Annotated in this window: 24 protein-coding genes; 13 read left to right on the top strand and 11 right to left on the bottom strand. The window is 68.2% G+C overall.

What is annotated here, in order from left to right; translation table 11 throughout:
• The first annotated feature begins 7 nt into the window (after positions 1 to 7).
• The 6 genes from ACYVJ8_RS13695 to hemB all read left to right on the top strand — a co-directional run bounded on the left by ACYVJ8_RS13695 (position 8) and on the right by hemB (position 6,467).
• Positions 8 to 1,450, top strand: coding sequence for an OprO/OprP family phosphate-selective porin (locus tag ACYVJ8_RS13695; protein WP_460713300.1), 1,443 nt, complete (start codon positions 8 to 10; stop codon positions 1,448 to 1,450).
• A gap of 15 nt (positions 1,451 to 1,465) precedes the next feature.
• A complete protein-coding gene (locus ACYVJ8_RS13690) occupies positions 1,466 to 2,497 on the top strand; it encodes a sulfate ABC transporter substrate-binding protein (protein WP_460713298.1) in 1,032 nt (343 codons plus the stop codon).
• Positions 2,498 to 2,600: 103 nt separating this feature from the next.
• Positions 2,601 to 3,467: a sulfate ABC transporter permease subunit CysT gene (gene cysT / locus ACYVJ8_RS13685; protein WP_460713296.1), complete on the top strand. Its 867-nt coding sequence runs from the start codon at positions 2,601 to 2,603 to the stop codon at positions 3,465 to 3,467.
• A complete protein-coding gene (gene cysW, locus ACYVJ8_RS13680) occupies positions 3,415 to 4,302 on the top strand; it encodes a sulfate ABC transporter permease subunit CysW (RefSeq protein WP_460713294.1) in 888 nt (295 codons plus the stop codon). Before cysT ends, cysW begins: the two co-directional genes overlap by 53 nt.
• A gap of 117 nt (positions 4,303 to 4,419) precedes the next feature.
• Complete coding sequence (locus tag ACYVJ8_RS13675; protein ID WP_460713292.1) at positions 4,420 to 5,466, top strand: sulfate/molybdate ABC transporter ATP-binding protein; 1,047 nt, start codon at positions 4,420 to 4,422, stop codon at positions 5,464 to 5,466.
• A gap of 11 nt (positions 5,467 to 5,477) precedes the next feature.
• Positions 5,478 to 6,467, top strand: a complete 990-nt coding sequence (gene hemB / locus ACYVJ8_RS13670) for a porphobilinogen synthase (protein ID WP_460713290.1) — start codon at positions 5,478 to 5,480, stop codon at positions 6,465 to 6,467.
• Positions 6,468 to 6,473: 6 nt separating this feature from the next.
• Here the strand turns inward: hemB and ACYVJ8_RS13665 are convergent, their stop codons facing one another.
• Entirely contained in the window at positions 6,474 to 7,358 is an 885-nt protein-coding gene (locus tag ACYVJ8_RS13665) for a TolB family protein (protein WP_460713287.1), read from the bottom strand.
• A gap of 188 nt (positions 7,359 to 7,546) precedes the next feature.
• Between ACYVJ8_RS13665 and aroE the strand changes: the two genes are divergently transcribed.
• Together aroE and ACYVJ8_RS13655 are read left to right on the top strand one after the other, a co-directional pair.
• Positions 7,547 to 8,392, top strand: coding sequence for a shikimate dehydrogenase (aroE, locus tag ACYVJ8_RS13660; protein WP_460713285.1), 846 nt, complete (start codon positions 7,547 to 7,549; stop codon positions 8,390 to 8,392).
• Positions 8,393 to 8,403: 11 nt separating this feature from the next.
• Positions 8,404 to 8,658: a YkgJ family cysteine cluster protein gene (locus ACYVJ8_RS13655; protein ID WP_460713283.1), complete on the top strand. Its 255-nt coding sequence runs from the start codon at positions 8,404 to 8,406 to the stop codon at positions 8,656 to 8,658.
• A 79-nt stretch (positions 8,659 to 8,737) separates the two neighbouring features.
• Here ACYVJ8_RS13655 and ACYVJ8_RS13650 read toward each other — a convergent pair whose 3' ends face one another.
• The 7 genes from ACYVJ8_RS13650 to ACYVJ8_RS13620 form a co-directional block, all read right to left on the bottom strand.
• Positions 8,738 to 10,018: a DUF58 domain-containing protein gene (locus ACYVJ8_RS13650; RefSeq protein WP_460713281.1), complete on the bottom strand. Its 1,281-nt coding sequence runs from the start codon at positions 10,016 to 10,018 to the stop codon at positions 8,738 to 8,740.
• A 47-nt stretch (positions 10,019 to 10,065) separates the two neighbouring features.
• A complete protein-coding gene (locus tag ACYVJ8_RS13645) occupies positions 10,066 to 11,091 on the bottom strand; it encodes an AAA family ATPase (protein WP_460713279.1) in 1,026 nt (341 codons plus the stop codon).
• Positions 11,088 to 12,311: a DUF4350 domain-containing protein gene (locus ACYVJ8_RS13640; protein WP_460713277.1), complete on the bottom strand. Its 1,224-nt coding sequence runs from the start codon at positions 12,309 to 12,311 to the stop codon at positions 11,088 to 11,090. The genes ACYVJ8_RS13645 and ACYVJ8_RS13640 overlap by 4 nt, the downstream gene beginning before the upstream one ends.
• Positions 12,308 to 13,891, bottom strand: a complete 1,584-nt coding sequence (locus ACYVJ8_RS13635; protein WP_460713275.1) for a DUF4129 domain-containing protein — start codon at positions 13,889 to 13,891, stop codon at positions 12,308 to 12,310. Before ACYVJ8_RS13635 ends, ACYVJ8_RS13640 begins: the two co-directional genes overlap by 4 nt.
• A 10-nt stretch (positions 13,892 to 13,901) precedes the next feature.
• Entirely contained in the window at positions 13,902 to 14,939 is a 1,038-nt protein-coding gene (locus tag ACYVJ8_RS13630; RefSeq protein ID WP_460713273.1) for a stage II sporulation protein M, read from the bottom strand.
• A 2-nt stretch (positions 14,940 to 14,941) separates the two neighbouring features.
• On the bottom strand, positions 14,942 to 15,667 hold the full coding sequence (locus ACYVJ8_RS13625) for an RDD family protein (RefSeq protein WP_460713271.1): 726 nt from the start codon (positions 15,665 to 15,667) through the stop codon (positions 14,942 to 14,944).
• A 227-nt stretch (positions 15,668 to 15,894) separates the two neighbouring features.
• Entirely contained in the window at positions 15,895 to 16,434 is a 540-nt protein-coding gene (locus ACYVJ8_RS13620; RefSeq protein WP_460713269.1) for a gamma carbonic anhydrase family protein, read from the bottom strand.
• A gap of 47 nt (positions 16,435 to 16,481) precedes the next feature.
• Between ACYVJ8_RS13620 and xth the strand changes: the two genes are divergently transcribed.
• Positions 16,482 to 17,270 (top strand): exodeoxyribonuclease III, encoded by a 789-nt coding sequence (gene xth / locus ACYVJ8_RS13615; protein ID WP_460713267.1) that lies wholly within the window; start codon positions 16,482 to 16,484, stop codon positions 17,268 to 17,270.
• 63 nt (positions 17,271 to 17,333) lie between these two features.
• Here the strand turns inward: xth and ACYVJ8_RS13610 are convergent, their stop codons facing one another.
• Positions 17,334 to 17,606 (bottom strand): GlsB/YeaQ/YmgE family stress response membrane protein, encoded by a 273-nt coding sequence (locus tag ACYVJ8_RS13610; protein ID WP_386754769.1) that lies wholly within the window; start codon positions 17,604 to 17,606, stop codon positions 17,334 to 17,336.
• A 257-nt stretch (positions 17,607 to 17,863) separates the two neighbouring features.
• Complete coding sequence (locus ACYVJ8_RS13605; protein WP_460713748.1) at positions 17,864 to 19,192, bottom strand: AMP-binding protein; 1,329 nt, start codon at positions 19,190 to 19,192, stop codon at positions 17,864 to 17,866.
• A gap of 168 nt (positions 19,193 to 19,360) precedes the next feature.
• Between ACYVJ8_RS13605 and ACYVJ8_RS13600 the strand changes: the two genes are divergently transcribed.
• The 4 genes from ACYVJ8_RS13600 to ACYVJ8_RS13585 all read left to right on the top strand — a co-directional run bounded on the left by ACYVJ8_RS13600 (position 19,361) and on the right by ACYVJ8_RS13585 (position 22,535).
• Positions 19,361 to 19,972, top strand: coding sequence for a 4'-phosphopantetheinyl transferase family protein (locus ACYVJ8_RS13600; RefSeq protein WP_460713265.1), 612 nt, complete (start codon positions 19,361 to 19,363; stop codon positions 19,970 to 19,972).
• Positions 19,973 to 20,001: 29 nt separating this feature from the next.
• Positions 20,002 to 20,658, top strand: coding sequence for a 16S rRNA (guanine(527)-N(7))-methyltransferase RsmG (gene rsmG / locus ACYVJ8_RS13595; protein ID WP_460713263.1), 657 nt, complete (start codon positions 20,002 to 20,004; stop codon positions 20,656 to 20,658).
• A 168-nt stretch (positions 20,659 to 20,826) separates the two neighbouring features.
• Entirely contained in the window at positions 20,827 to 21,633 is an 807-nt protein-coding gene (locus tag ACYVJ8_RS13590; protein ID WP_460713261.1) for a ParA family protein, read from the top strand.
• Positions 21,630 to 22,535 carry a ParB/RepB/Spo0J family partition protein gene (locus tag ACYVJ8_RS13585; protein ID WP_460713259.1) on the top strand — a complete coding sequence of 302 codons (906 nt, stop codon included), beginning with the start codon at positions 21,630 to 21,632 and terminating at the stop codon, positions 22,533 to 22,535. Before ACYVJ8_RS13590 ends, ACYVJ8_RS13585 begins: the two co-directional genes overlap by 4 nt.
• Before the next feature lie 138 nt (positions 22,536 to 22,673).
• Here the strand turns inward: ACYVJ8_RS13585 and pdxR are convergent, their stop codons facing one another.
• On the bottom strand, positions 22,674 to 24,134 hold the full coding sequence (gene pdxR, locus ACYVJ8_RS13580) for a MocR-like pyridoxine biosynthesis transcription factor PdxR (protein ID WP_460713256.1): 1,461 nt from the start codon (positions 24,132 to 24,134) through the stop codon (positions 22,674 to 22,676).
• Positions 24,135 to 24,166 lie beyond the last annotated feature (32 nt).

The raw sequence follows: 24,166 nt of genomic DNA, 5'->3' as shown, positions 1-24,166 counted from the left end.
GGCTCCTATGTCCGCACAGACCGTCCGCTTCCCGCGTCGCACCGCCGTCTCCCTGGCGCTCGCGCTCGCCGTTCTGCCCGCCCATGCCGGTGAGGTGACGGTCGAGGAGCTCGCCAAGCGCCTGCAGGCGCTCGAGCAGCGCCTCGGCGTCGGCTCCGAACCCGGTGCCGACAGCGCCGGCCTGGCCGACCTCGACCAGCGCCTGCGCGTGATCGAGCGCAAGCTGGAGCTGCAAGCCGAAGAGTCCGCCGCCAAGGCCGCAAAGGACTCCGTCGTGAGCCTCAGCCCCAAGGGCCTGTCGTTCAAATCACCGGCGAGCGACGGGCTCGAACTCAAGTTCAAGGCCTTGGTGCAGGGCGACGGCCGCTTCTTCCTCGGCGACGACGCGCAGCCGCAGAACGACACCTTCCTGCTGCGCCGGGTCGAACCGACGATCGAAGGCACCTGGGGCCAGTTGCTGGCCTTCCGCATCCAGGCGCAGCTCGCCGGCGACACCGCCACACTCAACGACGCCTACCTCGATCTGCGCTTCGATCCGCGCGCGACCTTGCGCGCGGGCAAGTTCAAACAACCCTTCGGCCTGGAGCAACTGCAGTCGTCCGGCAGCCTGGCGCTGATCGAGCGCGGCCTGCCGAGCGAACTCACGCCCGGCCGCGATCTCGGCGCGCAGCTGCAAGGCGAATTCGCCAATGGCACGCTCAATTACGCGGTCGGCGCATTCAACGGCGTGGTCGACGGACGCGACGCTGCAAGCACCAATCCGGACGACGAGTTCGAAGCCGCTGCGCGCGTGTTCTGGGAGCCGTTCAAGAACTCCGCGAACGCATGGTCCGGCTTGGGCGTGGGCATCGCCACGACCGTCGGCGATGTCTTCGGCCAGGGCAACAACGTTCTGCCGCGCTACCGCACGCCGGGCCAGGCGCAGTTCTTCGCCTATCGCAACGAAGTCGCGGCGGATGGTCTGCACCGCCGCTGGTCGCCGCAGGCCTACTACTACAACGGGCCGCTGGGACTGCTGGGCGAATACGTCACCTCCGAACAGGAACTGCGTTTGGTCAGCGGCGCGAACGCCGGCCGCGTCGAACATCTGGAGAACACCGCCTGGCAGGCCGTCGGCAGCTGGGTGCTGACCGGCGAAGACGCGTCGTATCGCGGCGTCGCGCGGCCTACACATCCTTTTACGGTGGGTGCGCCAGGCTGGGGCGCCGTGGAGCTGGTGGCGCGCTATGGCGAACTGGACATCGATGACGACGCGTTCCCACTGTTCGCCAATGTCGCGACGTCGGCGAGCCGTGTCGATGCCTGGAGCATCGGCCTCAACTGGTACCTCACGCAGAACCTGAAGCTGGTCGCCAACTACACCCAGGCCAGCTTCGATGGCGGTGCAGCTGGCGGTGCCGATCGCGAAGACGAAAAGACCCTCTTCACCCGCGCGCAAATTTCCTTCTGACCCGGACGAACCTCGATGACCTTACCCTCATTGCGCTTCACCCTGAGCACCACTCTGCGTAGCACGCTGCTGGCGCTGGCACTGTGCGGCGGTGCCGTGCAGGCCAAGGACGTCGAGTTGCTCAATGTCTCCTACGACCCGACGCGCGAGTTCTACGCCGACGTCGATCAGGCCTTCGCCGCGCAGTGGAAGCAGCAGACCGGCGAAACCCTCAGCGTGCGCGCCTCGCATGGCGGTTCCGGCAAGCAGGCGCGCGCGGTGATCGATGGCCTGGAAGCCGACGTGGTCACGCTTGCGCTCGCCGCCGACATCGATGCCATCGCGACCAACGGCAAGCTGCTGCCGGCGAACTGGCAATCGCGCCTGCCGCACAACAGTGCGCCGTATACCTCGACGATCGTGTTCCTGGTGCGCAAGGGAAACCCCAAGGGCATCAAGGACTGGAGCGACCTGGTGCGGCCCGGCGTGGCGGTGATCACGCCGAACCCGAAGACCTCCGGCGGCGCGCGCTGGAACTACCTGGCGGCCTGGGCCTGGGCATCGAAGGAATACCGCGACGGCGACAAAGTCGTCGACTACCTCACCCGCTTGTTCAAGAACGTGCCCGTACTCGACACCGGCGCGCGCGGCGCGACCACGACCTTCGTCGAGCGCGGCATCGGCGATGTGCTGATCGCCTGGGAGAACGAAGCGCTGCTGACCTTGAACCAGAGCGACACGCGCGGGAAGTTCGAAGTCGTGGTGCCGTCGCTGAGCATCCGCGCCGAACCGCCGGTGGCCTGGGTGGACAAGAACGTGGCCAAGCACGGCACGCGCAAGCAGGCCGAGGCCTATCTGCGCTTCCTGTACACAGCCGAAGGCCAGCGCCTGGCGGCGAAGCATTTCTATCGCCCCGCCGAGCCCGACAAGGTGCCGGCGGAGGATCTCGCCCGCTTCCCGAAAGTGACGCAGGTGACCATCGACACGGCGTTCGGCGGCTGGAAGAAGGCGCAGGCCGAACACTTTGCCGACGGTGGCTTCTTCGACAAGATCTATCAGCCGCGATGACGGGACGCGTTCCAGCACCGCGTCCCCTCACCCAGCGTCGCTCACGCGACGCTGTCCCTCTCCCCGCACGCGGGGCGAGGGAGGTTGACGTCCGGATGCTTTCATGACGACTGCTGTCCTGCCCTCGCTGATTCCCTTCCGCAGCCGCCGCCCGTTGCCCGGCTTCGGCCTCAGCCTCGGCCTCGGCATGGCATGGCTGGGCGTCGTCGTGCTGCTGCCCTTGCTCGCGCTCGCCGTGCGCGCCGCCGGGTTGGGCGGCGCGGGCTGGTTGCGCGCCATCCACGATCCGCGCGTGCAGGCCGCGCTGAAGTTGAGCTTCGGTGCCTCCCTCGTCGCCGCCTTGCTCGCGCTGGTCGCCGGCGCCGTGGTGGCCTGGGTGCTGGTGCGTTATCGCTTTCCGGGCCGGCGCTTGCTCGACGCGCTGGTCGACCTGCCGTTCGCGTTGCCCACTGCCGTGGCGGGCATCGCCCTCACGGCGATCTATTCGGGCAACGGCTGGGTCGGACGATTCAGCGAAGCGGCGGGATTCAAGATCGCTTACACGCCGCTGGGCATCGTCATCGCACTGGTCTTCATCGGCCTGCCCTTCGCCGTCCGCACGGTGCAGCCGGTGCTGGAAGCGCTGGGCCACGAACAGGAAGAAGCCGCCGCCTCGCTGGGTGCGTCGCGATTCACCACGTTGCGGCGGGTGATCCTGCCCGAGCTGCTGCCCGCCCTGCTGACCGGCTTTTCGCTCGCCTTCGCCCGCGCCCTGGGCGAATACGGCTCGGTGATCTTCATCGCCGGCAACAAGCCCTACGCGACCGAGATCGCGCCGCTGCTGATCACCATCCGGCTGGAGGAATACGACTACAACGGCGCGATCGCGATCGCCGCGCTGCTGCTCGCGGCTTCGTTCGTCTGCCTGCTGGCGATCAATGCGATTCCCTCGCTGTTCGCGCACGGGCGCAAGGAGCGCGGCCATGCGTGACATCCACGAGCCGCTGTGGTTGCGCATCGGCCTGATCGTGCTGGCAGTGCTGATCATGCTCGGCCTGGTCGTGCTGCCGTTGCTGATGGTGTTGGGCGCCGCGTTCGGCGACGGCTTCAAGGCCTGGTGGGACGCCTTGAACGAGTCCGACGCGCGTTCCGCGCTCAAGCTCACCTTGCTCACCGCGGCGATCGTCATCCCGATCAACGCCGTGTTCGGCACGATGATGGCGTGGGCGTTGACCCGCTTCGAATTCCCGTTGAAGAAGCTGCTGCTCGCGCTGATCGACCTGCCCTTCGCGGTGTCGCCGGTGGTCGCGGGCCTGTGCCTGGTGCTGTTGTTCAGTACGACGCACGGCTGGTTCGCCGACGTGCTGGAGCGTTGGGACATCAAGATCCTGTTCGCGCGGCCAGGCATCGTGCTGGCGACGTTGTTCATCACCTTCCCCTTCGTGGTGCGCGAGCTGATCCCGCTGATGCAGCAGCAAGGCAGCGACGAAGAACTCGCCGCGCGCTCGCTCGGCGCCGGAGCCTGGACCATGTTCCGTCGCGTCACCCTGCCCAACATCAAGTGGGGCCTGCTGTACGGCGTGCTGCTGTGCGCGGCGCGTTCGATGGGCGAGTTCGGCGCCGTGTCGGTGGTGTCGGGTCACATCCGCGGCCTCACCAACACGCTGCCGCTGCACATCGAGATTCTCTACAACGAGTTCGACAGCACCGCGGCGTTCGCAGCGGCGTCGCTGTTGAGCGGGTTGGCACTGGTGACGCTGATCATCAAGTTCTGGCTGGAAGCGCGGCATGGCGCGGATATCGCCAAAGCACATCGGAGACATTGAATGAACGTCGTCAGGGTCGACTTCGACAAAGCCAGGGCGCCGCGATCGGACGGTCACCCACCCGGGGCGCCGGTACTGGTACAACATGGCTCCAACTCTCCGGCAACGCGGCGCGGAATGGACCTGCACATCCGCCAGCTCAGCAAGCGCTACCCCGATATCGCTGCGCTCGACGCGGTCGAACTCGATATCGCCTCGGGCGAACTGGTCGCGTTGCTGGGCCCGTCCGGCTCGGGCAAGACCACGCTGCTGCGCGTCATCGCCGGGCTGCTGCATGCCGACAGCGGCCAGGTGCTGTTCGGCGAGACCGATGCCACGCGCATGAGCCTGCGCGAACGCAACGTCGGTTTCGTCTTCCAGCACTACGCCTTGTTCAAGCACATGACGGTGGCGGAGAACATCGCCTTCGGCCTGCGCAGCCGTCCACGTTCGCGGCGCCCGGACAAGGCGACGATCAAGCGCCGCGTCGAGGAACTGCTGTCGCTGATCCAGCTGGCCGAGCTGGGCGAGCGCTATCCCGAACAACTGTCCGGCGGGCAGCGCCAGCGCGTGGCCCTGGCGCGCGCGCTCGCCATCGATCCGACCGTGCTGCTGCTCGACGAACCCTTCGGCGCGCTCGACGCCAAGGTCCGCATCGAGTTGCGCCGCTGGCTGCGCCGCCTGCACGAGCAGACCGGACAAACCACCTTGTTCGTCACCCACGACCAGGAAGAAGCCCTGGAACTCGCCGACCGCGTGGTGGTGCTGCGCGAAGGCCGCATCGAACAAGTGGGCACACCGCACGAGATCTACAGCGCACCGGCGTCCGAATACGTCTTCGATTTCATCGGCCGGGCCAATGCGTTGGAGGGCCGCGTCGAGGCCGGGCGCTTCGTGGTGCCCGAGCAGACGCCGGCCTTCGCCACCGATGCAAGCGAGGGCGCCGCGCGTCTGTACGTGCGGCCGCACGACCTGGCCCTGGTGCGGGCCGGGGAGGGCTGGAGCGCGCGCGTGTTCGCGGCACACCGGCTCGCCGACCGCATTACCCTGGAACTGGAGATCGCAGGCCAGCCACGGCCGCTGGAATTCGACTTCGCCGCCACGCCTGACGTGGAAACGCCGGCCGTGGGCAGCGTGATTGCGGTGCAGCCGTTGCGGTATCGGGTGTATTCGCGCAAAGCGTAGAATCGCCCCCCATGAGCTACCCGCACACCCGCCTGCGGCGCATGCGCCGCGATGATTTCTCGCGCCGCCTGATGCGCGAGAACGTCCTCACCACGAACGACCTGATCTACCCGGTGTTCGTCCACGAGCTTCAGGGCCGCGCCGCCGTGCCCTCGATGCCGGGCGTCGAGCGGGTCTCGATCGAAGAGCTACTCAAGGTCGCCGAACAAGCCAGCGAACTGCGCGTGCCGGCACTGGCCCTGTTCCCCGTCACCGCGCCGGAGGCCAAGTCGCTCACTGCCGAAGCCGCCTGGGCCGACGACGGCCTGGTGCAGCGCGCGGTGCGCGCGCTCAAGCAGCGCTTCCCGGAACTGGGCGTGATCACCGACGTGGCGCTCGACCCCTACACCACGCATGGCCAGGACGGCCTGATCGACGAGAGCGGCTACGTGCTCAACGACGAAACCGTCGAGGCGCTGGTGCAGCAGGCCCTGTCGCACGCGCGCGCCGGTGCCGACGTGGTCGCGCCGAGCGACATGATGGACGGCCGCATCGGCGCCATCCGCGACGAGCTCGAAAGCGACGGCCGCATCCACACCCGCATCCTCGCCTACAGCGCCAAGTATGCGAGCGCGTTCTACGGTCCCTTCCGCGATGCGGTCGGTTCCGCCGCGGCGCTGGGCAAAGGCAACAAATACACCTACCAGATGGACCCGGCCAATTCGGACGAGGCGCTGCAGGAAGTCGCGCAGGATCTCGCCGAAGGCGCGGACATGGTGATGGTGAAACCGGGCCTGCCGTACCTGGACATCGTGCGCCGGGTAAAGGACGAGTTCGGCGTGCCGACCTTCGTGTATCAGGTCAGCGGCGAGTACGCGATGCTCAAGGCCGCCGCGCTCAACGGCTGGCTCGACGAACGCGCCTGCGCGCTGGAAGCGCTGACCTCGATCAAGCGAGCGGGCGCAGACGGCGTGCTGACCTACTTCGCGCTGGATGCGGCGCGGTGGTTGCGGGAAGGCTGAGGGTTTCTAGAGGCAGCCCGCCTTTCCTGTGGCCGCCGGCGCTTTCATCCGGTAAATGTCGAGCTTGCCCGCACTGGGCGCTCTCGCCTTGCCGGTGACCAGCAGCTCGCCGGGTTTGTTCCAATCCACGGCCGGACCCAGCGTCCAGGCGTCGTCGGTATTGAACGAGAGCTTCAGCGGCACCGCATCGCCATAACGCTTCCCATCGCATTGCGCGACGAACAACTGCATGGGCTTCTCGTCGACGTTGGCCGAGCGCGTGAACACGATCGCCTTGCCGCCATCGAGCCAGGCCGCATCGAACTCGTCATTGCGGGTGTTGACGCCCGGCACCGGCTTGCGCCCGGTGAAGTGGCTGCCATCCCATTGCGCGACGAACAAATCGTGCCGGCCGGCGCCGTCGAAACCGTCGCTGGCGAACAGCAGAGCCTTGCCGTCCGCGCTCGGCGTGGGCGCCCATTCGTTGCCGCGGCTGTTGACGCCGGGTCCGAGGTTTTCCGCCGTGCCGAAACCATTCGCGCGCACCGCGACACGGTAGAGATCGTCGCCTCCCTGCCCGCCTTCGCGATTGGAGAAGAAGTACAGCCAGCGGCCATCGGCGCTGAACGCCGGATCGAAATCGTTCGCCTTCGAGTTGATCGGCAACGGCTGCGCGTCCTGCCACCGACCCTGTTTCAGCGTGGCCTGCCACAGATCCCAGCCGCCCGGGCCGCCGGCGCGATCGGTGCTGCCCCAGACGATGTGCTGGCCGTCGGGGCTGATCGCGCCACGCACTTCCGAGGCGGGTGTGGAGACCACGTGCATGCCTTCGATGCCGAACTCGGCCAGCCACGCATGCGCGGCTCCCGATGCCAACAGGACGGTCAGGGTCAGCGGAGCGAGGCGGCGCATCGCGGTTCCTTGGATGAACGATGCGCCAATGTGCCGCAGTTGCTGACCCGCGGCTATCGCAAAAGCTGTCGCGGGCGCACAGTTCGCGAACGTGGGCGTAGACTCGATCGTGGACGGCCGACCCGTCGCGGGCTTCGCGTTCGTCCAGTACACGCTCCGCCACAATCCCTGTACCGCGCGAGGCCTCCATGTCCGTTCAGCGCTACGCCGTCATCGGCCATCCCGTCGCCCATTCGCTCTCGCCGCGAATCCACGCCGCCTTCGCGCGGCAGACGGGCATCGCGCTGGAGTACACCGCGATCGACGCGGCCCCGGACGAGTTCGATGCGGCGCTGGCCGAATTCGCGGCCGAAGGCGGCGTCGGCGCCAACATCACCTTGCCGCACAAGCCGCGCGCGGCACAGATCTGCAATTACCTGACCGATGCCGCCAAGCGCGCGGGCGCGGTCAACACGCTGATCCGCGCCGCGACCGGCTGGCATGGCGACAACACCGATGGCGTCGGCCTGATCCGCGACCTCACCGACCGGCATGGGCTCGACCTGCGCGCCCGCCGCACGCTGCTGATCGGCGCGGGCGGCGCCGCGCGCGGCGTAGCACCGGCCCTGCTCGACGCCGGCGTCGGCGACCTCTTCATCGTCAATCGCACGCCCGAACGCGCCGACGCGCTGGCCGATGCGCTGGCCCAGCCCGGTCGCGTGCATCCGCGCTACCTCGAGGATGTCGGCACGCTGGGCAACTTCGACCTCGTCATCAACGCGACGTCGGCCACACGCGAGGCGACGCTGCCCTCGCTGCCGGTGAATCTGGTCGCGCCGCGCGGTGCCGCGGTGGATCTGAGCTATGGCGAAGCCGCGGTGGCATTCCTCGCCTGGGGCCGTTCCGCACGCGCGCACGACTGCATCGACGGACTGGGCATGCTGGTGGAACAGGCCGCGGAAAGCTTCCAGCGCTGGCACAAGGTGCGCCCGGAAACCGACGCCGTTTATGCCGCACTGCGCGACCGCGGCGCGGTGCTGGTCACCGCAGACTGAAGCATCCGCACGTGGAATGCCGCGAACGCTGCGGCGCGTGTTGCATCGCGCCGTCGATCACCTCGCCCATTCCCGGCATGCCGCATGGCAAGCCGGCAGGGATTCCGTGCGTGCAGTTGGACGACGAGTATCGCTGCCGCTTGTTCGGCAAGCCGGAGCGACCGGCGTTTTGTGCGTCGCTGCGGCCGTTGCACACGATGTGCGGCGACTCGCGTGCGGAGGCGATCGCGACATTGGATGCGCTGGAAGTCGCGACGCGGCCGTAGCAAAAGCAGCTCGCTGCGCTCGCTCCCCTCACCCGCCCTGCGGGCACCCTCTCCCCGCAAGCGGGGAGAGGGATGAGCGCTACAGCAATCCGTCCCGCTTCACCGCGAGATACTTCTCCACCAGGGCGGCCGCAAGCTGATCGCACGACACGTCCAGCACCATCACGCCGTGACTGCGTAACGCGTCATGCGCGGCGCTGCGGCGCGCGAGATATTCGGCGGTGGCGCCGGCGCGGATGGCCGAAGGCAGGTCGTGCACGTCCTGCGCCAGCGTCGTGTCGAGCGCGGCTTCGCGCAAGCTGGCCACGCAGACCAGGTGGCGCTTGCGCAGCATCTGCACGGCGGCGAGCAGGTCGTCCATGTCCTCGTCGCGCAGGTTGGTGACCAACATCACCAGCGCGCGGCGGCGCTGGCGCAGCGAGAGCTCCGTCGCCGCTTGCAGGAAATCCGTCGCGATGGGCTTGGGCTGCAATGCATAGGTCGCTCGCAGCAGATTGTCGATCGCGCCGACGCCACGCTGCGGCGGCACCCAGGCCGTATCGCCGCCGCTCGCCAGCAGGCCGACGCCGTCGCCCTGGCGCAGGGCGAGATAGGACACGACCAGCGCGGCGTCCAACACGTGGTCGAAGTGCGCCAGTTCGCCGTCGCGCGCAAGCAGCCGCCGGCCCGTGTCGAGCAGCAGCACCAGTTGCTGGTTCTTCTCGTCCTGGTATTCGCGCGAGATCAAGCGCCGCGCGCGTGCCGTGGCCTTCCAGTCGATCTGGCGCAGGCTGTCGCCGACGCGGTATTCGCGCATCTGATGGAAGTCGGTGCCTTCGCCGCGGCGGCGCTTCACGTGCGCGCCGACCAGGCGCGAAGCCTGTTCGGCGCTGAACATGGCGAAGCGCGCCAGCGGCGCGAAGTTCGGGAACACGCGCACGCGTTGCGGTTCACCCGCCACGCGCGACTGCCACCACAGACGCCAGGGCGAATGCAGGCGCAGCTGCACGCCATCGAAGACGAAATCGCCGCGCGCATTCGCGCGCAATGCGTAGTCGATGCTCGCCGCCTCGCCTCGCTGCAGACGCAGGCGACGTGGCAACCCTTGCATCGCCCACGTGCCCGGGTGCAGGTCGAATACGTCGAGTCGCTGCGTAGTGGCCGCTTCCAGTTGCAGCGTCACCGGTCGCTCGACGCCGATCGGCCAGGTGTCGGGAACGCGACGGCGCACGCCGGGTGTCGCCGCCGCGATTACGCGCCAGGCGTCCAGTGCGGCGATCAGCAGCAAGGCGGCTCCGGCGAGCCACCACGCCGATGCCGATACCACGCCGATGCTCGCAGCTAGACCCAGTCCTGCCCACAGCGCCAGCAGCCACAGCATGGCCGGTGCCGGGCGGGGCAAGGTGCGCCGCGATGTCGCCGATGGCGTCATTGCCGCGGCGCTTCGACCTTGGACAGCAATGCGTGCAGCACGTCGTCCGGCTCCTGGCCTTCGATCTGCAGTTCCGGCGCCAGTGCGATGCGATGGCGCAGGGCCGGCTTGGCGATCTCGCGCACGTCGTCGGGGGTGACGAAGTCGCGGCCGGACAGCACCGCCTGCGCACGCGCCGCGCGCACCAGGGCGAGACTGCCGCGCGGACCGGCGCCGAGCGCGATGCCAGCCCAGTCGCGCGTGGCGGCCACGATCCGCACCGCGTAATCGATCACCGCGTCGTCCACGGTGACTAGCGCAGTGCCCAGCTGCATCGCGACGATTTCTTCGGGTCCGACCACGCGCTGCACCTGCGAGAGGTCGAAGTCGGAGGCCATGCGGCCCTGGCTGACCGCCACGACCATCTTCTTCTCGTCGGCGCGCGTCGGGTATCCGATCAGAATCTTCAGCAGGAAGCGGTCGAGCTGCGCCTCAGGCAGCGGATAGGTGCCTTCCTGTTCGACCGGATTCTGCGTGGCCAGGGTGAGGAACGGCGGCGGCAGTTCGAAGCTGTGGCCTTCGATGGTGACCTGCAGTTCCTGCATCGCTTCCAGCAAGGCGGACTGCGTCTTGGCCGGTGCGCGATTGATTTCGTCGGCCAACAGCAGATTGGTGAACACCGGGCCGCGGCGGATATTGAAGGTCTCGGTCTTCGGGTCGTACACCGCGTGGCCGCTGATGTCCGAGGGCATCAGGTCGGGGGTGAACTGCACGCGTGCGTAGCCGCAGTCGAGCGCCTTCGACAGCGCGCGCACCAGCAAGGTCTTGCCCAGGCCCGGCACGCCTTCGATCAGCGCGTGGCCGCCGGCGAGCAGCGCGATCAGTACCTGGTCGAGCGCATCGGCCTGGCCGATGAATGCCTTGCCCACTTGTTCGCGGATGGCGGCGGCGCGCTGCGACAGGGCCTCGCCGGTGATCGGCGCGGTGGCGCGCGGCGTGGCGACATGGTCCGGCGCCAACGGTGGGATGAGGGTGTCGCTCATAGTCGGTTTCTCAGTCGGATCAGGGTGGCGATGCGGGTGCGGAAGGCGGTCGGGTCGTTCTGGAACGGCGGCAGCAGCGCGTCGCGGGTCTCGCTGGGCGGAACGTCCTTGAAGCGTTCGGCCAGGAGCATGAGCTGCGGCTCGCCCTGCAGGGCGGCGGCCTGCGGGTCGCGGCGACGCAGCCGCGAGAGGAAGGCGTTGCGCGCGGCGTCGTAGAGCAGATGCGCATAGCCGTAGCGGTACGCCAGCTCGCCGCTGGCGGTGATGTGTTCGAGCAGGGAGCGTCGCTCCAGCGCGGCGCTACCGAACTGCGGTCCGAAGCGCTGCATGCGCCGCCACAGCCAGAACAGCAATGCCAGCAGCAAGGGCCCCCAGGCCATCCAGCTATGGCGGATCAAGGTCATCCACAGCGACGGCATCTGCGCGGCATACACCAGGTGCACCACGCCGACGCGATGGTTGGGCTGCAGCAACTGCCGCGCCAGCTGATAACTTGCCGGCGACTCCAACCCGTCGCTCTGGAGAAAGTCCAGATCGGCGAGCACGTCGACGCTGCCCTTGCCGCGCTGCACTCGCGCGAAGACGTAGCCGTTCTGCAGATCGCCCCAGCTGTTGGTCGGGTTCGCACCGATAAGGGTGAAGCGCCGGCCACCGCAGAACAGGTAGCCCGAATCATCGTCGCCGGTGGCGGCTGTCTGCGCGGCTGCGTCCGGTGTGGCGAAGCCGGTCATTTCCTCGCAGTCGCTGCTGTCATTCGCCATCGGCATCAGTTGCAACCGCGTGAGCAGCGGCACTGGTGTCTGCTTCGCCAGCAGGCCGATCGGCGGCGTGCGCACGATCAGGTGCCCGCCCTGGTCGACCCAACGCAGCAGGGCCTCGATCTCGTCGGCGCTGAGGGTGCGCGGGTCGTTGTAGAGCACCACCGTGTCGCGCGCGCCCAACGGCACCGCGGCCTCGCGTCCTTCCGGCAGCAACTGCAGGCGGCGGCGCGAGTGCACGCGGATGCCGTCGCGCTCCAGTGCGACCTGCAAGGCGAACAGCGGATTGCGCCGTGCCTCGCCGATGCGCGGCATGTCCACGACGCGGGGAACGCGTTCGTAGGTGTGCAGCCACCACGCCAGCAATCCGCCCACGACCAATACGCCGAGCAGCACCAGCAGCACGACGAAGGAGGTCTTCGACCCTGGCGCCCTCGCCTGCGAAACCGGCTGCGCGCTCATGCGGCCGCTCCCAGGCGCGTCGCAAAGAAGCGCTGCGCCACCTGCGACAACAACGCCTCGAACTCGCCGTCGTCCGGCAGGCCATGCGCGTAAGCGGCGATCTGCCACACCCGCACCACGCGGGCGAATACGTCACGATCCTCCGCCGTGGGCAGTTGCCGCGACGCGCGCAAGGTGTGCGCTTCGGTCGCACCCGGAACGAGCACGACGTGCGCCCGTTGCGTCATCGCTTCGACGCTGGCGCGGTAGAGCAATGCCAAGGCGTCGCGCTGGTGGCCCGACTGCCACAGGCGCCGCGTCGCGGTAGCGACGTCGTCGGGCAACGGCGCTTCTTCCGCCAGCGTTTCGCGCTTCACCTCGTCGTCTTCGCGCTGGCGCCGATGCGCGGGGTCGCGTATCCAGCGCAGCCAGCGCGGCGCGGTGATCAGCAGGGCGAGCACGATCGCGCCGGCGACGATCCACAAGCCGTACTCGCCGATGGACGCGAAAATGCCGGCGAAGCTCTGCAGCCAGCTGGGCGTATTGGGATTGGGCGGTTTGGGCTGTTGGGGATTCTTCGGCACCCACTGCATGACCGTACGCTTGGGACTGACGCGCGGGTCTTCGTAGGCGCGCTTGACCGCCTGCCGCCAGCCTTCGTCTTCGACCGCCCGCGCGCCGAAGACCTCGCGCAGGGTCGATTGCTCGGCGCGCGCGGGTGGTGTCGCGGGTTCGGCCGTTTGCACGGGCGTGTCGTCGACGAAGGGATCGCCGTCGTCCTGCGCGTGCGCCGGTTGCAGCGCGCCCAGCCACAACGCACACAGCACCAGCAAGGGTGCGGTGGCATGGCTGAGGCGGTTGCGCAGGCGGCGCAGCACCATTTCGATGTCCCAGGCTTCGATTTCGGTACGGCGATTGAGATACAGGCCGAAGCCGGCGCCGACATAGAACGGCTCCAGCGCGCTGGTCGCGATCCACAAAAGCAGGTTTTCCGCGAACTGCACCCAGGCCTGCTGCGACTCGAAGACGTTCCACAGACGCGCCGCGGTTTCCTGCACCACGTCGGTGGGCACGAACAGCATCACCGCGGAGATGCCGCCCAGCACCAGCGCCATCTCGAAGTGCGCGAACACCAGAAACATCATCGCCGCCACGCCGTAGATCGGTGAACCCAGCGCGCTGCGCCGCGCGCGCGCCTCGGCGCCCTCGCCGCCTTCGAGCAGATCGACCGGCAGGTAGATCGCACGCGCGGGACTGAGCCGGCGCCAGGTCAGATACGCAGGCAGCCAGCGGCGACCGAAGCGCCATTGCGCGCGCAGCGTTTCGCCCACGCTCGGCACATGACCGAAGACCGCACGCGACAACACGTACAGAGGGATGCGATCGAACAACGGTTTCAGCCACCACATCAGCAGACCGGCCAGCCAGATCTCGTCGATCGCCCAGCACAGGGCGTTGATCAGCAGCAGCGCGGGCAGCGACAGCAACAACCACGGCCGCCACACCGCCGCGGCGTGGCGCCGCACCAGCGCGGTGCCGAGTTCGACGGCTTCCCACGCGGTGCGCGGACGCAGGGCGACGGTGAGATCTTCGATTCTCATGGCGTCGGACTCATGCGGCCGACTTCCCGGTGACGGGCAACGCTTCGTCGTCCGTGTACAGCGCGTTGCGGCCGCCAGCCAGCAACCAGACGAACACGGACGTCCACAGCACCGCGGCGACCGAGTACTTCACCGACGCCGGCATCCAACCGATCGAGGACCAGAACGCCTCGATGAAGGCCGCGATCAGCAACATCACCAGCACGCCCACGCAGAGCAATCCGCCGCGGCGGCCGCCTTCGATCAAGGCATCGCTGCGTCGTCGCTGGCCGGGTGCGACGAGATTGAGCCCGAGGCGCAAGCCGGCACCGCCGGCAATGACTATCGCGGTGAGTTCGAACGCCGCATGCCCGCACACGAAACGCCAGAACGGATCGCCGTGCCCGACCGCCTGCAGATGGCTGGCGATGGCGCCGGCACGGATGCCTTCCGTCGTCAGCGACAGGATCGGTCCCAGACCGACCAGCAAGCCGCTGGCGAACACGCGGAAGCCGACGCTGACGTTGTTCCAGATGTAGAAGCCGAACATCGCCACGTCGGTCTGATCGTCGCGGCCCAGCGCGCGCTGCGGATCGTTCGGGTCGTACATGTCCTCCATGCCGGCGAGCTGGACCGGATCGTAGAGGGCGCTGGACAGGTCGGGCTGGATCTGGATCGCGACGTACATCGCCACCAGCGGAATCACGAACATCGCCGCCGCGGCCAGCATCACGCCCTTCTCCGCGCGCACCAGCCGCGGGAAGCCCGCCAGCAGGAACTCCACCGCGCGCCGCCAGCGCGGCGCGGGCGTGCGATACAGCACGCCATGGCCGCGTTGCATCAGTTGCTGCAGGCGATCGGTCACCACCGGGCTGTAACCGCGGCGGCGCGCCAGCGCGAGCTGCTGGCACAGGCGGCGATAGCGCCCGGGCATTTCATGATCGGCCAGCCCGTGCCATTCGCGCCGCTGTGCACGCGCCTTGCGTGCGTTGCCGCTGCGCGCATCCAGCCACTGCTCGAACGCGATCCATTCGGCCCTGTGCTTTTCGACGAAGGTTTCCTGTCGCATCTCTAGGGCCTGCGTCCGAGCAACCAGTTGGCGATGCCGTACAGCCGCGCCAGCGCGAGCGTGCCGCGCGCCTGCACCAAAGGCTCGGCGATGTCGGCGAGTTCGGCCTGGCGTTCGGGCGTGAGTTGCGGGCCGCGTTCGGCGAAGGCCACCAGCGCGGCCTGCTCGTGCGGCAACAGCGCCACGGCGGGCGCCAATACGGCCCCGGCCGCCGCAGCCTGCGGTTCGTGCGGGCGCGCGGTGTGCACGACCAGCGTGCCCGCGATCATGTCGCCCAGCCGGCGTCCCCAGGGATCGGCCAGGCTGGCGATCAATCCGGTCGTGTAGCCGAACGGCAGCATGTCCACGGTGCGCAGCAGATTGCGCAGGAACGCGGCCAGCCAGCCGACCGGCGCGCCGTTGGCGGCGATCACGCGCAGACCCAGCGCGCGCTTGCCCGGTGTGCGGCCCTGATCCAGCACTTCGAACAACACCGGGTAGAACCAGAACACCAAAAAAGTCGCGATGAAGTATGGCCCGTATCCGGCCGTACCCAGCAGCCCCATCACCATGCTCACGACCGTGAGCGAGGCCATGCGGATAGCCAGGTCAATCGCCCACGCCAACGCGCGCGGCACCGGGCCCGCCGCGGGCAGGTGCAGCGCCACGCCCTCGGGCGTGACCACTTCGCGGTAGGTGTCCAACATGGACGCGCGCGCGGCGCTGGCGGAAATCGTGCTGCTCGACATCGTGTGCCTGGCTCGTTCCGGTCAGGCCTCGACCATGAGGATGTCGGCGAGCACGTCGTGCAGGCCTGGGGTGATCGCCACCGTCGGTGCGGCGTACGGATTGACGGCTTCTTCCATGCGAAACGCGTTCCCCGCTCCCCTGTGCTCCGGGCGACTGTAAAGCCCCCTCGCGACAGTCACAACCACGGCATTGTCTGAGGCCGTGGGCGCCGCTCCCTTGCAGCGGCTCAGGCCGGCAAGCCGAGGTACTGGTTCTTCAGTCGCACGTAGTGCTGCGCCGAGTAGTACAGCGCCTGGATTTCCGCGTCGCTGAGCATGCGCACCTTCTTGGCCGGGTTGCCCAGCCACAGCTCGCCCTCGCCGACGACCTTGCCCGGCGCGATCAAGGCACCGGCGCCGACGAAGCCGTGCTTCTTCACCACCGCGCCGTCGAGCACGATCGCGCCCATGCCGATCAGCACCGCGTCCTCGATCCGGCAGGCGTGGATGATCGCCTTGTGGCCGATGGTCACGTCCTCGCCGATCACCGTGGCGAAGCCGCCGAGCTTGGCGTGCGGCCCATCGTGGCTCACGTGCACCACACTGCCGTCCTGGATATTGGTGCGCGCGCCGATGCGAATGAAATTGACGTCGCCACGCACGATGGTGCCGGGCCAGATCGAAACGTCTTCGCCCAGCACCACGTCGCCGATCACGCTGGCGGCGGGATCGATGTAGCTGCGCTCGCCGAGGGTCGGGGTCTTGTCGAGGTAGGGGCGGATGTTCATGGAAGTATTTTAAACCGGCAGGAACTAGCCTCCGCTACACTCGCGCGATGAAAATCGCCAGCTGGAACGTCAACTCCCTCAACGTCCGCCTGCCGCATCTGCTGCAGTGGCTGCAGGACTTCGGCCCCGATGTGGTCGCGCTGCAGGAAACCAAGCTCGAGGACAGCAAGTTCCCCGACGCGGCGCTGGCCGAACTGGGCTATCGCAGCGTGTTCTGCGGGCAGAAGACCTACAACGGTGTGGCGCTGGTGAGCCGTCTGCCCTTCAGCAGCGAATGCATCACCGCGATCCCGAACTTCGACGATCCGCAGAAGCGCGTGCTCGCCGCTACCGTGGGCGCGCCCGGCTCCGCGGAGGCCATCCGCATCGTCGACCTGTACGTCGTCAACGGCGAGGCCGTGGGCAGCGAGAAGTTTGCCTACAAGCTGCGCTGGATCGACGCGGTGCGCGAATGGCTGCGTGAGGAGCTGCGCCAATATCCGAACCTGGTCGTGCTGGGCGACTTCAACATCACCCCCGACGATCGCGACGTGCACGATCCCAAGCGCTGGCGCGAAAAGATCCTGTGCTCCACGCCAGAACGCGATGCGCTGCGCGGATTGCTGGACCTAGGCCTGCACGACAGCTTCCGCCTGTTCAATGAAGAGCCCGGCCACCACAGCTGGTGGGACTACCGCCTCAACGCCTTCGAGCGCGGCTGGGGCCTGCGTATCGACCTGGTGCTGGTGAGCGAAGCCTTGCGCGCTCGCACCATCGCGGCCGGCATCGACACCGCACCGCGCATCCGCGAGCGTCCGAGCGACCACACGCCGGTGTGGGTGGAATTCGGGCTGTAGTCCCTAAAAAACAAAGGCCCGGCAGATCCGGGCCTTTGCGCGTCGTGCGCTGCGATGGTCAGATCAACGCACGCGTCCGCGACGGAACAGGTTGATGATCGCCAGCAGGACGACCGCGCCGACCAGCGACAACAGCAGACTGGTCAGGTTGAAGGCACCGTCGTTGATGTCCGCACCGCCGATGCCGAGCATGCTGCCGATCCAGCCGCCCAGGAACGCGCCGATGATGCCGACGACGATGTTGAGGAAGATGCCTTGCTGGGCGTCGGTCCTCATTACGAGGCTCGCCAGCCAGCCGATGATGCCGCCTACGATCAGCCAAACAATGAAACCCATCATGTGCGTTTCTCCTTCCAGCTGCGAGTGAGAAGTGGTGGATACCGGCGCATCGCTAGCGTCGGATTCCGCTCCCGCAATGGGGGCACACGAAGTCTGTGCGCGCTTGCGTGATGGCAGCGTCAGCGGTTTAAAGGGTTTTTCTTCGTCGAAAACGCGATGAAAGTCCTGTTAAAAAACAGGCCTCGTCATTCGCCGCGAAACCGTTGCCGCGCGCACTTTTTTGTCACGCCTTCGCTCGCGTGCAATGAACGCGTTCAGGCTGCTCCGCGCAGCATTTCCGCCAGCGCCGCGCGCGGCAATTTTCCGGTTTCGTTGCGCGGCAGGGCATCGACCAGGCGCAGGGGCCGCGGCAGAAACACCGCGTCGACGTGCTCGCGCAAGCCCGCCTGCACGTCGGCTTCGGTCACTCCGTGTGCGACCACGGCCAACGCGGCGATGCGCGCCACGCCCGTGCGCGGGCAGGGATCGAGCTGAAACACGACGCCGTCACGCACGCCCGCGACAGCCAGCAGGCGCCGACTCAAATCGCCCAGTGAAGCGCGCTTGCCGGCGATTTCGATGAGATCCGCGTTGCGGCCGCGCAGTTCGAAGCGGCCGTCGGCATGCACTTCCATCAGATCGGCCAGCGTCACCGCCTGCGACAGATGCGCCGCCTGCACGGCGGTGCCATCCGGTTGAGGTGTCAGACGGACGCCCGGCAACGGTGTCCACGCGTCTTCGCATGCGGTGCGGCGACGCGCGATCACGCAGGTTTCGGTCGAACCGAACAGTTCGCGCACTTCGCAGCCGAAGCGCTGTTCCGCGGCCTGCGCCAGTTCGCGCGACAGCGGCGCGGTCGCCGAGACGATGCCGCGCAGCGGCGGCAGTTGCGCGTCGGATTCGACCAGCGCGCGCAGATGCACCGGCGTGGTGACCAGCAGCGGTGGCGTCGGCGCATCGTGCAAAGCGCGTGCGATGTCGGCGGGAAAGAACGGACGCGCCGCATGCACGGCGACGGGGCCGAGCAAGGGCAACAACACCGACATCTCCATGCCGTACATGTGTTGCGGCGGCACGGTGGCGATCAGCGGCGTGGCGCTGGCGTGGTCGAGCAGGTCGTCGAGGGCGGCGAGGTTCTGCGCCGTGCTCGCGCGGAAGGAGGCCCACGTCTTGGGATTCGGCTTGGGCCTGCCGGTGCTGCCCGAGGTGTACCCGATCGCCATCAGCAGATCCTCGGCAATGGCCACCGGTGCGTCCGCTTCGCATTGCGGCAATGTCGCCGGCAGTTCCCAACCGTGCAGTGCGGGGGCGATGCCATCGCACGGTGCCAGCGCATCGGCCAGCACATAGCTGTCGGGATGCTGCGCAAGCACTTCCGCGACCACCGCCGGCGCACGCGATGGCGGCAGCAGCGTGGTCTGGCCACGCAGCGACGCGGCGCACAGCGCGACCATGAACCGGTAGCGGTCCTCGCACAGGTTGAGCACGAAGCGCGCCTCGGGCAGCGCGGCGGCGACGCCGCGCACGGCGGACTCGAAACGATTCAGGTCGATCGAGCCGGTCGCGTCGAACGCAAACCGGCGCGCACGCGCTCCGCCCGTCAGCGCCACCTCGCGACGCTGCCCGGACTCGTGCTCGGACCCTTCAATGGATTTGACAACTGCGGACATAGATAACGACCTGCGCTCCCAGCAACCCTTACGGCTGCCCCTCCCTGGGCCGCTTTCCCCTTGGGGTATGTTACCGGCACCCGCGTCAAGATCCGTGCCTTGATGGCATTCGCCGCCACCGATACCGCTTCCCCACCCGAATTCCTGCGCTGGAGCTGGCATGCGCACGCGCATGGCACCCCCACCGACCCGGTCGCGACGGCATGGCTGGCGGCTGTCCTCGGCGTGCCCCCGGAAGGCCTCAATCTCGGGCGCGAACCGCGCGGCCGCCCGCGCCTGGGCCCGCCGCAGGACGGCTTCGACTGCAGTTGGAGCCACAGCGGCGATGGCCTGCTGATCGCGCTGGGCGAAGGCGTTGAGGTGGGCGTGGACTGCGAACGCGTGCGTTCGCGGCCGCGCGCGCTCGACGTGGCGCAGCGCTACTTCACCGTGCCCGAGCATGAGTGGCTCGCCTCCTTCGACGCAGGCCTGGCGCGCGACCGCGCCTTTCTGCGGCTGTGGTGCGCGAAAGAGGCGGTGCTCAAGGCGCACGGCCATGGCCTGTCGTTCGGCCTGGAAAAGCTGCGCTTCGCCGCCGCAGGCGATGCGCTGGTACTGGTAGATTGCGCACCGGGCCTGGGCCGGGCGGCGGACTGGTCGCTGCACGAATTCGAACCGGCTGCGGGCTATGTCGCGGCGCTGGCCTGGCGCGACCCGCCGCGCGCGCACAGCTGAGACGTCGCCTTCACGTTCATAATTTCGCGATGACTCTGCCCGCTGCCCTGCCCGCCACCCTGCGCCCTTCGCTCGAAGCCGGCCTGCTCGAACTCGGCCTCGATCGCGCCTTGGCCGAGCCGCTGCTCGCCTATCTCGCCCTGCTCGCGCGCTGGAACAAGACCTACAACCTCACCGCGATACGCGACCCGCAGGAAATGGTCGGCAAGCACCTGCTCGATTCGCTGGCGATGCATCCCTTCGTCGATGCGCTGGCGGCGCGCGGCGGCAGTCTGGCCGACCTGGGCACCGGCCCCGGCCTGCCGGGCATCCCGCTCGCCATCGTCAAGCCGGGCCTGCAGGTCACCCTGGTCGAGAGCAATGGCAAGAAGGCGCGCTTCCTCCGCGAAGCCGTGCGCCAGCTGGGCCTGAGGGACGTGCGCGTGGCCGAATCGCGGATCGAAGCGGTGGACGAACCCGGCGCCTACGACGCGATCACCGCCCGGGCCCTGGCGACCCTGCCGCTGATCCTGGAGCTCGGCGGCCACCTGCTGAAGCCGGACGGCGCCCTGCTCGCGATGAAGGGTGTCTACCCGGCGGAGGAGATCGCCGCCCTGCCGGAAGGCTGGACTGTGACCGCCACCCACGCCTTACGGGTACCGGGCATGGATGCTGAGCGGCATCTGGTCGAAATCCGCCGCGGATAAGGCCCAACCCGCTGAATCCGCGCCCGCGGCCCTCGCCGTTGTACCGCCCGCCGGGTGGTCCCAACGGCGCCCGTTATGGCCGCCGCTCCCCGGCGCGCGATAACGCATAATCCCGGGTCCGGCCGGAGCTCGGCCATCCACCGCACCACCCCCGAGGCAACGAGCCGCATGGCCCGCATCATCGCTGTCGCCAACCAGAAAGGCGGAGTCGGCAAGACCACCACCGCCGTCAACCTGGCCGCCGCCCTGGCCAAGACGCCCAAGCGCGTGCTGCTGGTCGACCTGGACCCGCAGGGCAACGCGACCATGGGCAGCGGCATCGACAAGCGCGAGATCGAGGACACGATCTGCGACGTGCTGCTGGGCGAAGCCGACGCGAGCAAGATCCTCAAGCGCACCGCCGAGGACTTCGACCTGCTGCCGGCCAACATCGAGTTGACCGCGGCCGAAATCAGCCTGATGAGCGAATCCGGCCGCGAGCAGCGCCTGAAGACCGCGCTGGCGCCGATGCGCGTGCATTACGACTACATCCTGATCGACTGCCCGCCGGCGCTGTCGCTGCTCACGCTCAACGCGCTGACCGCGGCCGACTCGATCATCGTGCCGATGCAGTGCGAGTACTACGCGCTGGAAGGCATCAGTGCGTTGATCGACACGATCGAAGCGCTCAAGGCCAAGCTCAATCCGCAACTCGAAATCGAAGGCGTGCTGCGCACCATGTTCGATGTGCGCAACAACCTGGCCAACGCGGTGTCGGCGGAACTGACCAAGCACTTCGGCGACCGCGTGTTCCGCACCATCGTGCCGCGCAACGTGCGCCTGGCCGAAGCGCCCAGCCACGGCCAGAGCATCGTCGGCTACGACCGCGCCAGCCGCGGCGGCATCGCCTACATGGGCCTGGCCGGCGAAGTACTGCGCCGCCAGCGCGAGCGCGAACAAGCGACGAAGGCCACAGCCAAGGAGGCGGCAGCATGAGCGCGGCGAAGAAGCGCGGCCTCGGCCGCGGCCTGGAAGCCTTGCTCGGCCCGAAAGCGGCGGCGGAAGCGCCCACGCTGGTCGAAGCGCAGCCCGGCGACGCATTGCGCACGCTGCCGATCGATTCGCTCACGCCCGGCAAGTACCAGCCGCGCCGCACGATGGACCAGGGCAAGCTCGGCGAGCTGGCCGATTCGATCCGCGCGCAGGGCGTGATCCAGCCCATCGTCGTGCGCGACCTGGGCGGCAAGTCCTACGAAATCATCGCCGGCGAACGCCGCTGGCGCGCCTCGCAACTGGCCGGTCTGCACGAAGTGCCGGTGGTGATCCGCGAAGTCGACGACCGCACCGTAGTCGCGATGGCGCTGATCGAGAACATCCAGCGCGAAGACCTCAATCCGCTGGAAGAAGCGATCGCGCTGCAGCGCTTGATCGACGAATTCGACCTGACCCACGCGCAGGCCGCCGACGCGGTCGGCCGTTCGCGCGCCGCGGTCTCGAACCTGCTGCGCCTGCTGGAACTTCCTGTCGACATCCGCGTACTGGTGGAAACCAAGGCGCTGGAAATGGGCCATGCCCGCGCGCTGCTGACGCTGGCGCCGCAAGCCGCGATCGCCCTGGCCCGCCAGGCTGCGGAAAACGGCTGGTCGGTGCGCGAAGTCGAACACCGCGCGCAACTGCTCGCCGCCGGCAAGGTGGCCAGTGGCACCAAGGCCAAGCCGGCCAAGCCGAAGCCGCAAGCCGACATCGCCGCGCTGGAACGCGAGCTGTCCGAATCGCTGAGCACGCAGGTGAGCATCCTGCATGGCCGCGGCGGCAAGGGCCGTCTGGTGATCCATTACAGCGATCTGGATTCGCTGGACGGCGTCCTCGAACGCCTGCGTAGCAAAGCCGAGTCCTAGCAATCTTCCTTCTCCCCGCGCAGCGGGGAGAAGGTGCCCGAAGGGCGGATGAGGGGCGCTTTTGCTGGGCTTTCACACACCCCCTCACCCTGCGTCGCTACGCGACGCTGTCCCTCTCCCCGCAAGCGGGGCGAGGGATTAAGGCGCTTCCAGCGCCTCCCGCAACCGCCGCAACGTCGGCGCGATGGCTTCTTCGTCGATCACACCGAACCCGAACACCACCGCCGGTACCGCCGGCAGTTCGAACGCGTAATCCGCCGCCGCAATCGCGCCCGGCACATGCTGCCGCGCCTTCGCAATGACGCGTTCCGCGAGCGCCGGATCGCGCACTCGTGCCGCCAGGTGCAACCCCGCCTCCGAAGGAATCGGCTCCAGCCAGGCCGACAGCTCGCCTGAGATCGCCTCCAGCAACACCTCGCGCCGCTGCGCATACACGCCGCGCATGCGCCGCACGTGCCGCGCCAGATGGCCGTCGCGGATGAAGGCCGCGAGCACCGACTGCGTGATCGTGTCGCAATGCGCGTCGGCCACATGTTTGACCGCGATGAAACTCTCGCGCGCCCAAGCGGGCACCACCACGAAGCCCTTTCGCAGCGAGGGAAACAGGCTCTTGGAGAAGGTGCCGATGTAGAACACCCGGCCTTCGCGATCCAAAGTCTGCAGCGCATCGAGCGGTCGCCCGCCATAGCGGAATTCGCCGTCGTAGTCGTCTTCGACGATCACCGCATCGTGCGCGCGCGCGTAATCGAGCAGGGCCAGTCGCCGCCGCAAGGACAAGGCAACGCCCGTGGGCGACTGGTGCGACGGCGTGACACTGATGACCTGCACGCCGGGCGGCAGCGCCTCGACGCACAGCCCTTCATCGTCGACCGGCACCGGCACCAGCGTTGCCCCCGCCGCCGCGAAGGCCGCGCGCAGCGGCGGATACCCCGGATCCTCGACCGCCACCTTGGTCTTGCCCGGCGTTACCAGCAATCGCGCGAGCAGATCGAAGGCCTGCTGCGCGCCCGACGTCACTACGATGTCCTCCGCGGTGCACGCGACTGCGCGCGCGAACGCGACATGCTTCGCGATCGCTTCGCGCAGCACCGGAATGCCTTGCGAAGGCGGATAGGCGAACGCGGTCTTCGACCAGGTGCGCAGCGACTGCGCCATCAATCGCCGCCATACCTCGTGCGGAAAATGCAGGTGATCGGGCATGCCCAGACGGAAGCTGCGCGGCGGCAGCGTGCGCGAAGACAGGCTGTGTACGTCCGTGCCCCGCCAGTACGGGGCGATGCGCGCGTCGCCAGCCGCGCTGCGGCGCACCTCCTGTTTGCGCTGCAGGCGATCGACGTCGGCCACAACCGCCTTGGCGCCGGCGCGCGGCAGCACATAGCCCTCCGCGACCAGGAGGTCGTAGGCGGCGATCACGGTGTTGCGGGCGATGCCCAGCCCGGCCGCCACCTGGCGCGTCGACGGCAGCGCGGCACCCGCGGCGAGGCGCCCGTCGAGGATCGCGGCGCGCAGTTGTTCGTGCAGGCGGCGGGTGCGGCCGCCGTGGTCGCCTGCATCGTCGAAACGGATGGGGAATTCGAAAACTGGTTCCTGCGAATTCATCGGGACCGGCCTGCCTGCGGAGCCAGTCGCAG

It is taken from the genome of Lysobacter terrae (genome assembly GCF_054782215.1).
Note: the sequence above shows the minus strand (reverse complement) of the source record. Positions and strands in the feature narration are given on the sequence as shown.

Bases quoted from the DNA above. Each gene is read 5' to 3' on its own strand.
- ACYVJ8_RS13695 (WP_460713300.1), top strand. From the start codon at position 8: ATGTCCGCACAGACCGTCCGCTTCCCGCGTCGCACCGCCGTCTCCCTG.
- ACYVJ8_RS13690 (WP_460713298.1), top strand. From the start codon at position 1,466: ATGACCTTACCCTCATTGCGCTTCACCCTGAGCACCACTCTGCGTAGC.
- cysT (WP_460713296.1), top strand. From the start codon at position 2,601: ATGACGACTGCTGTCCTGCCCTCGCTGATTCCCTTCCGCAGCCGCCGC.
- cysW (WP_460713294.1), top strand. From the start codon at position 3,415: ATGCGATTCCCTCGCTGTTCGCGCACGGGCGCAAGGAGCGCGGCCATG.
- ACYVJ8_RS13675 (WP_460713292.1), top strand. From the start codon at position 4,420: ATGGACCTGCACATCCGCCAGCTCAGCAAGCGCTACCCCGATATCGCT.
- hemB (WP_460713290.1), top strand. From the start codon at position 5,478: ATGAGCTACCCGCACACCCGCCTGCGGCGCATGCGCCGCGATGATTTC.
- ACYVJ8_RS13665 (WP_460713287.1), bottom strand. From the start codon at position 7,358: ATGCGCCGCCTCGCTCCGCTGACCCTGACCGTCCTGTTGGCATCGGGA.
- aroE (WP_460713285.1), top strand. From the start codon at position 7,547: ATGTCCGTTCAGCGCTACGCCGTCATCGGCCATCCCGTCGCCCATTCG.
- ACYVJ8_RS13650 (WP_460713281.1), bottom strand. From the start codon at position 10,018: ATGCTGTGGCTGCTGGCGCTGTGGGCAGGACTGGGTCTAGCTGCGAGC.
- ACYVJ8_RS13645 (WP_460713279.1), bottom strand. From the start codon at position 11,091: ATGAGCGACACCCTCATCCCACCGTTGGCGCCGGACCATGTCGCCACG.
- ACYVJ8_RS13640 (WP_460713277.1), bottom strand. From the start codon at position 12,311: ATGAGCGCGCAGCCGGTTTCGCAGGCGAGGGCGCCAGGGTCGAAGACC.
- ACYVJ8_RS13635 (WP_460713275.1), bottom strand. From the start codon at position 13,891: ATGAGAATCGAAGATCTCACCGTCGCCCTGCGTCCGCGCACCGCGTGG.
- ACYVJ8_RS13630 (WP_460713273.1), bottom strand. From the start codon at position 14,939: ATGCGACAGGAAACCTTCGTCGAAAAGCACAGGGCCGAATGGATCGCG.
- ACYVJ8_RS13625 (WP_460713271.1), bottom strand. From the start codon at position 15,667: ATGTCGAGCAGCACGATTTCCGCCAGCGCCGCGCGCGCGTCCATGTTG.
- ACYVJ8_RS13620 (WP_460713269.1), bottom strand. From the start codon at position 16,434: ATGAACATCCGCCCCTACCTCGACAAGACCCCGACCCTCGGCGAGCGC.
- xth (WP_460713267.1), top strand. From the start codon at position 16,482: ATGAAAATCGCCAGCTGGAACGTCAACTCCCTCAACGTCCGCCTGCCG.
- ACYVJ8_RS13610 (WP_386754769.1), bottom strand. From the start codon at position 17,606: ATGGGTTTCATTGTTTGGCTGATCGTAGGCGGCATCATCGGCTGGCTG.
- ACYVJ8_RS13600 (WP_460713265.1), top strand. From the start codon at position 19,361: ATGGCATTCGCCGCCACCGATACCGCTTCCCCACCCGAATTCCTGCGC.
- rsmG (WP_460713263.1), top strand. From the start codon at position 20,002: ATGACTCTGCCCGCTGCCCTGCCCGCCACCCTGCGCCCTTCGCTCGAA.
- ACYVJ8_RS13590 (WP_460713261.1), top strand. From the start codon at position 20,827: ATGGCCCGCATCATCGCTGTCGCCAACCAGAAAGGCGGAGTCGGCAAG.
- ACYVJ8_RS13585 (WP_460713259.1), top strand. From the start codon at position 21,630: ATGAGCGCGGCGAAGAAGCGCGGCCTCGGCCGCGGCCTGGAAGCCTTG.
- pdxR (WP_460713256.1), bottom strand. From the start codon at position 24,134: ATGAATTCGCAGGAACCAGTTTTCGAATTCCCCATCCGTTTCGACGAT.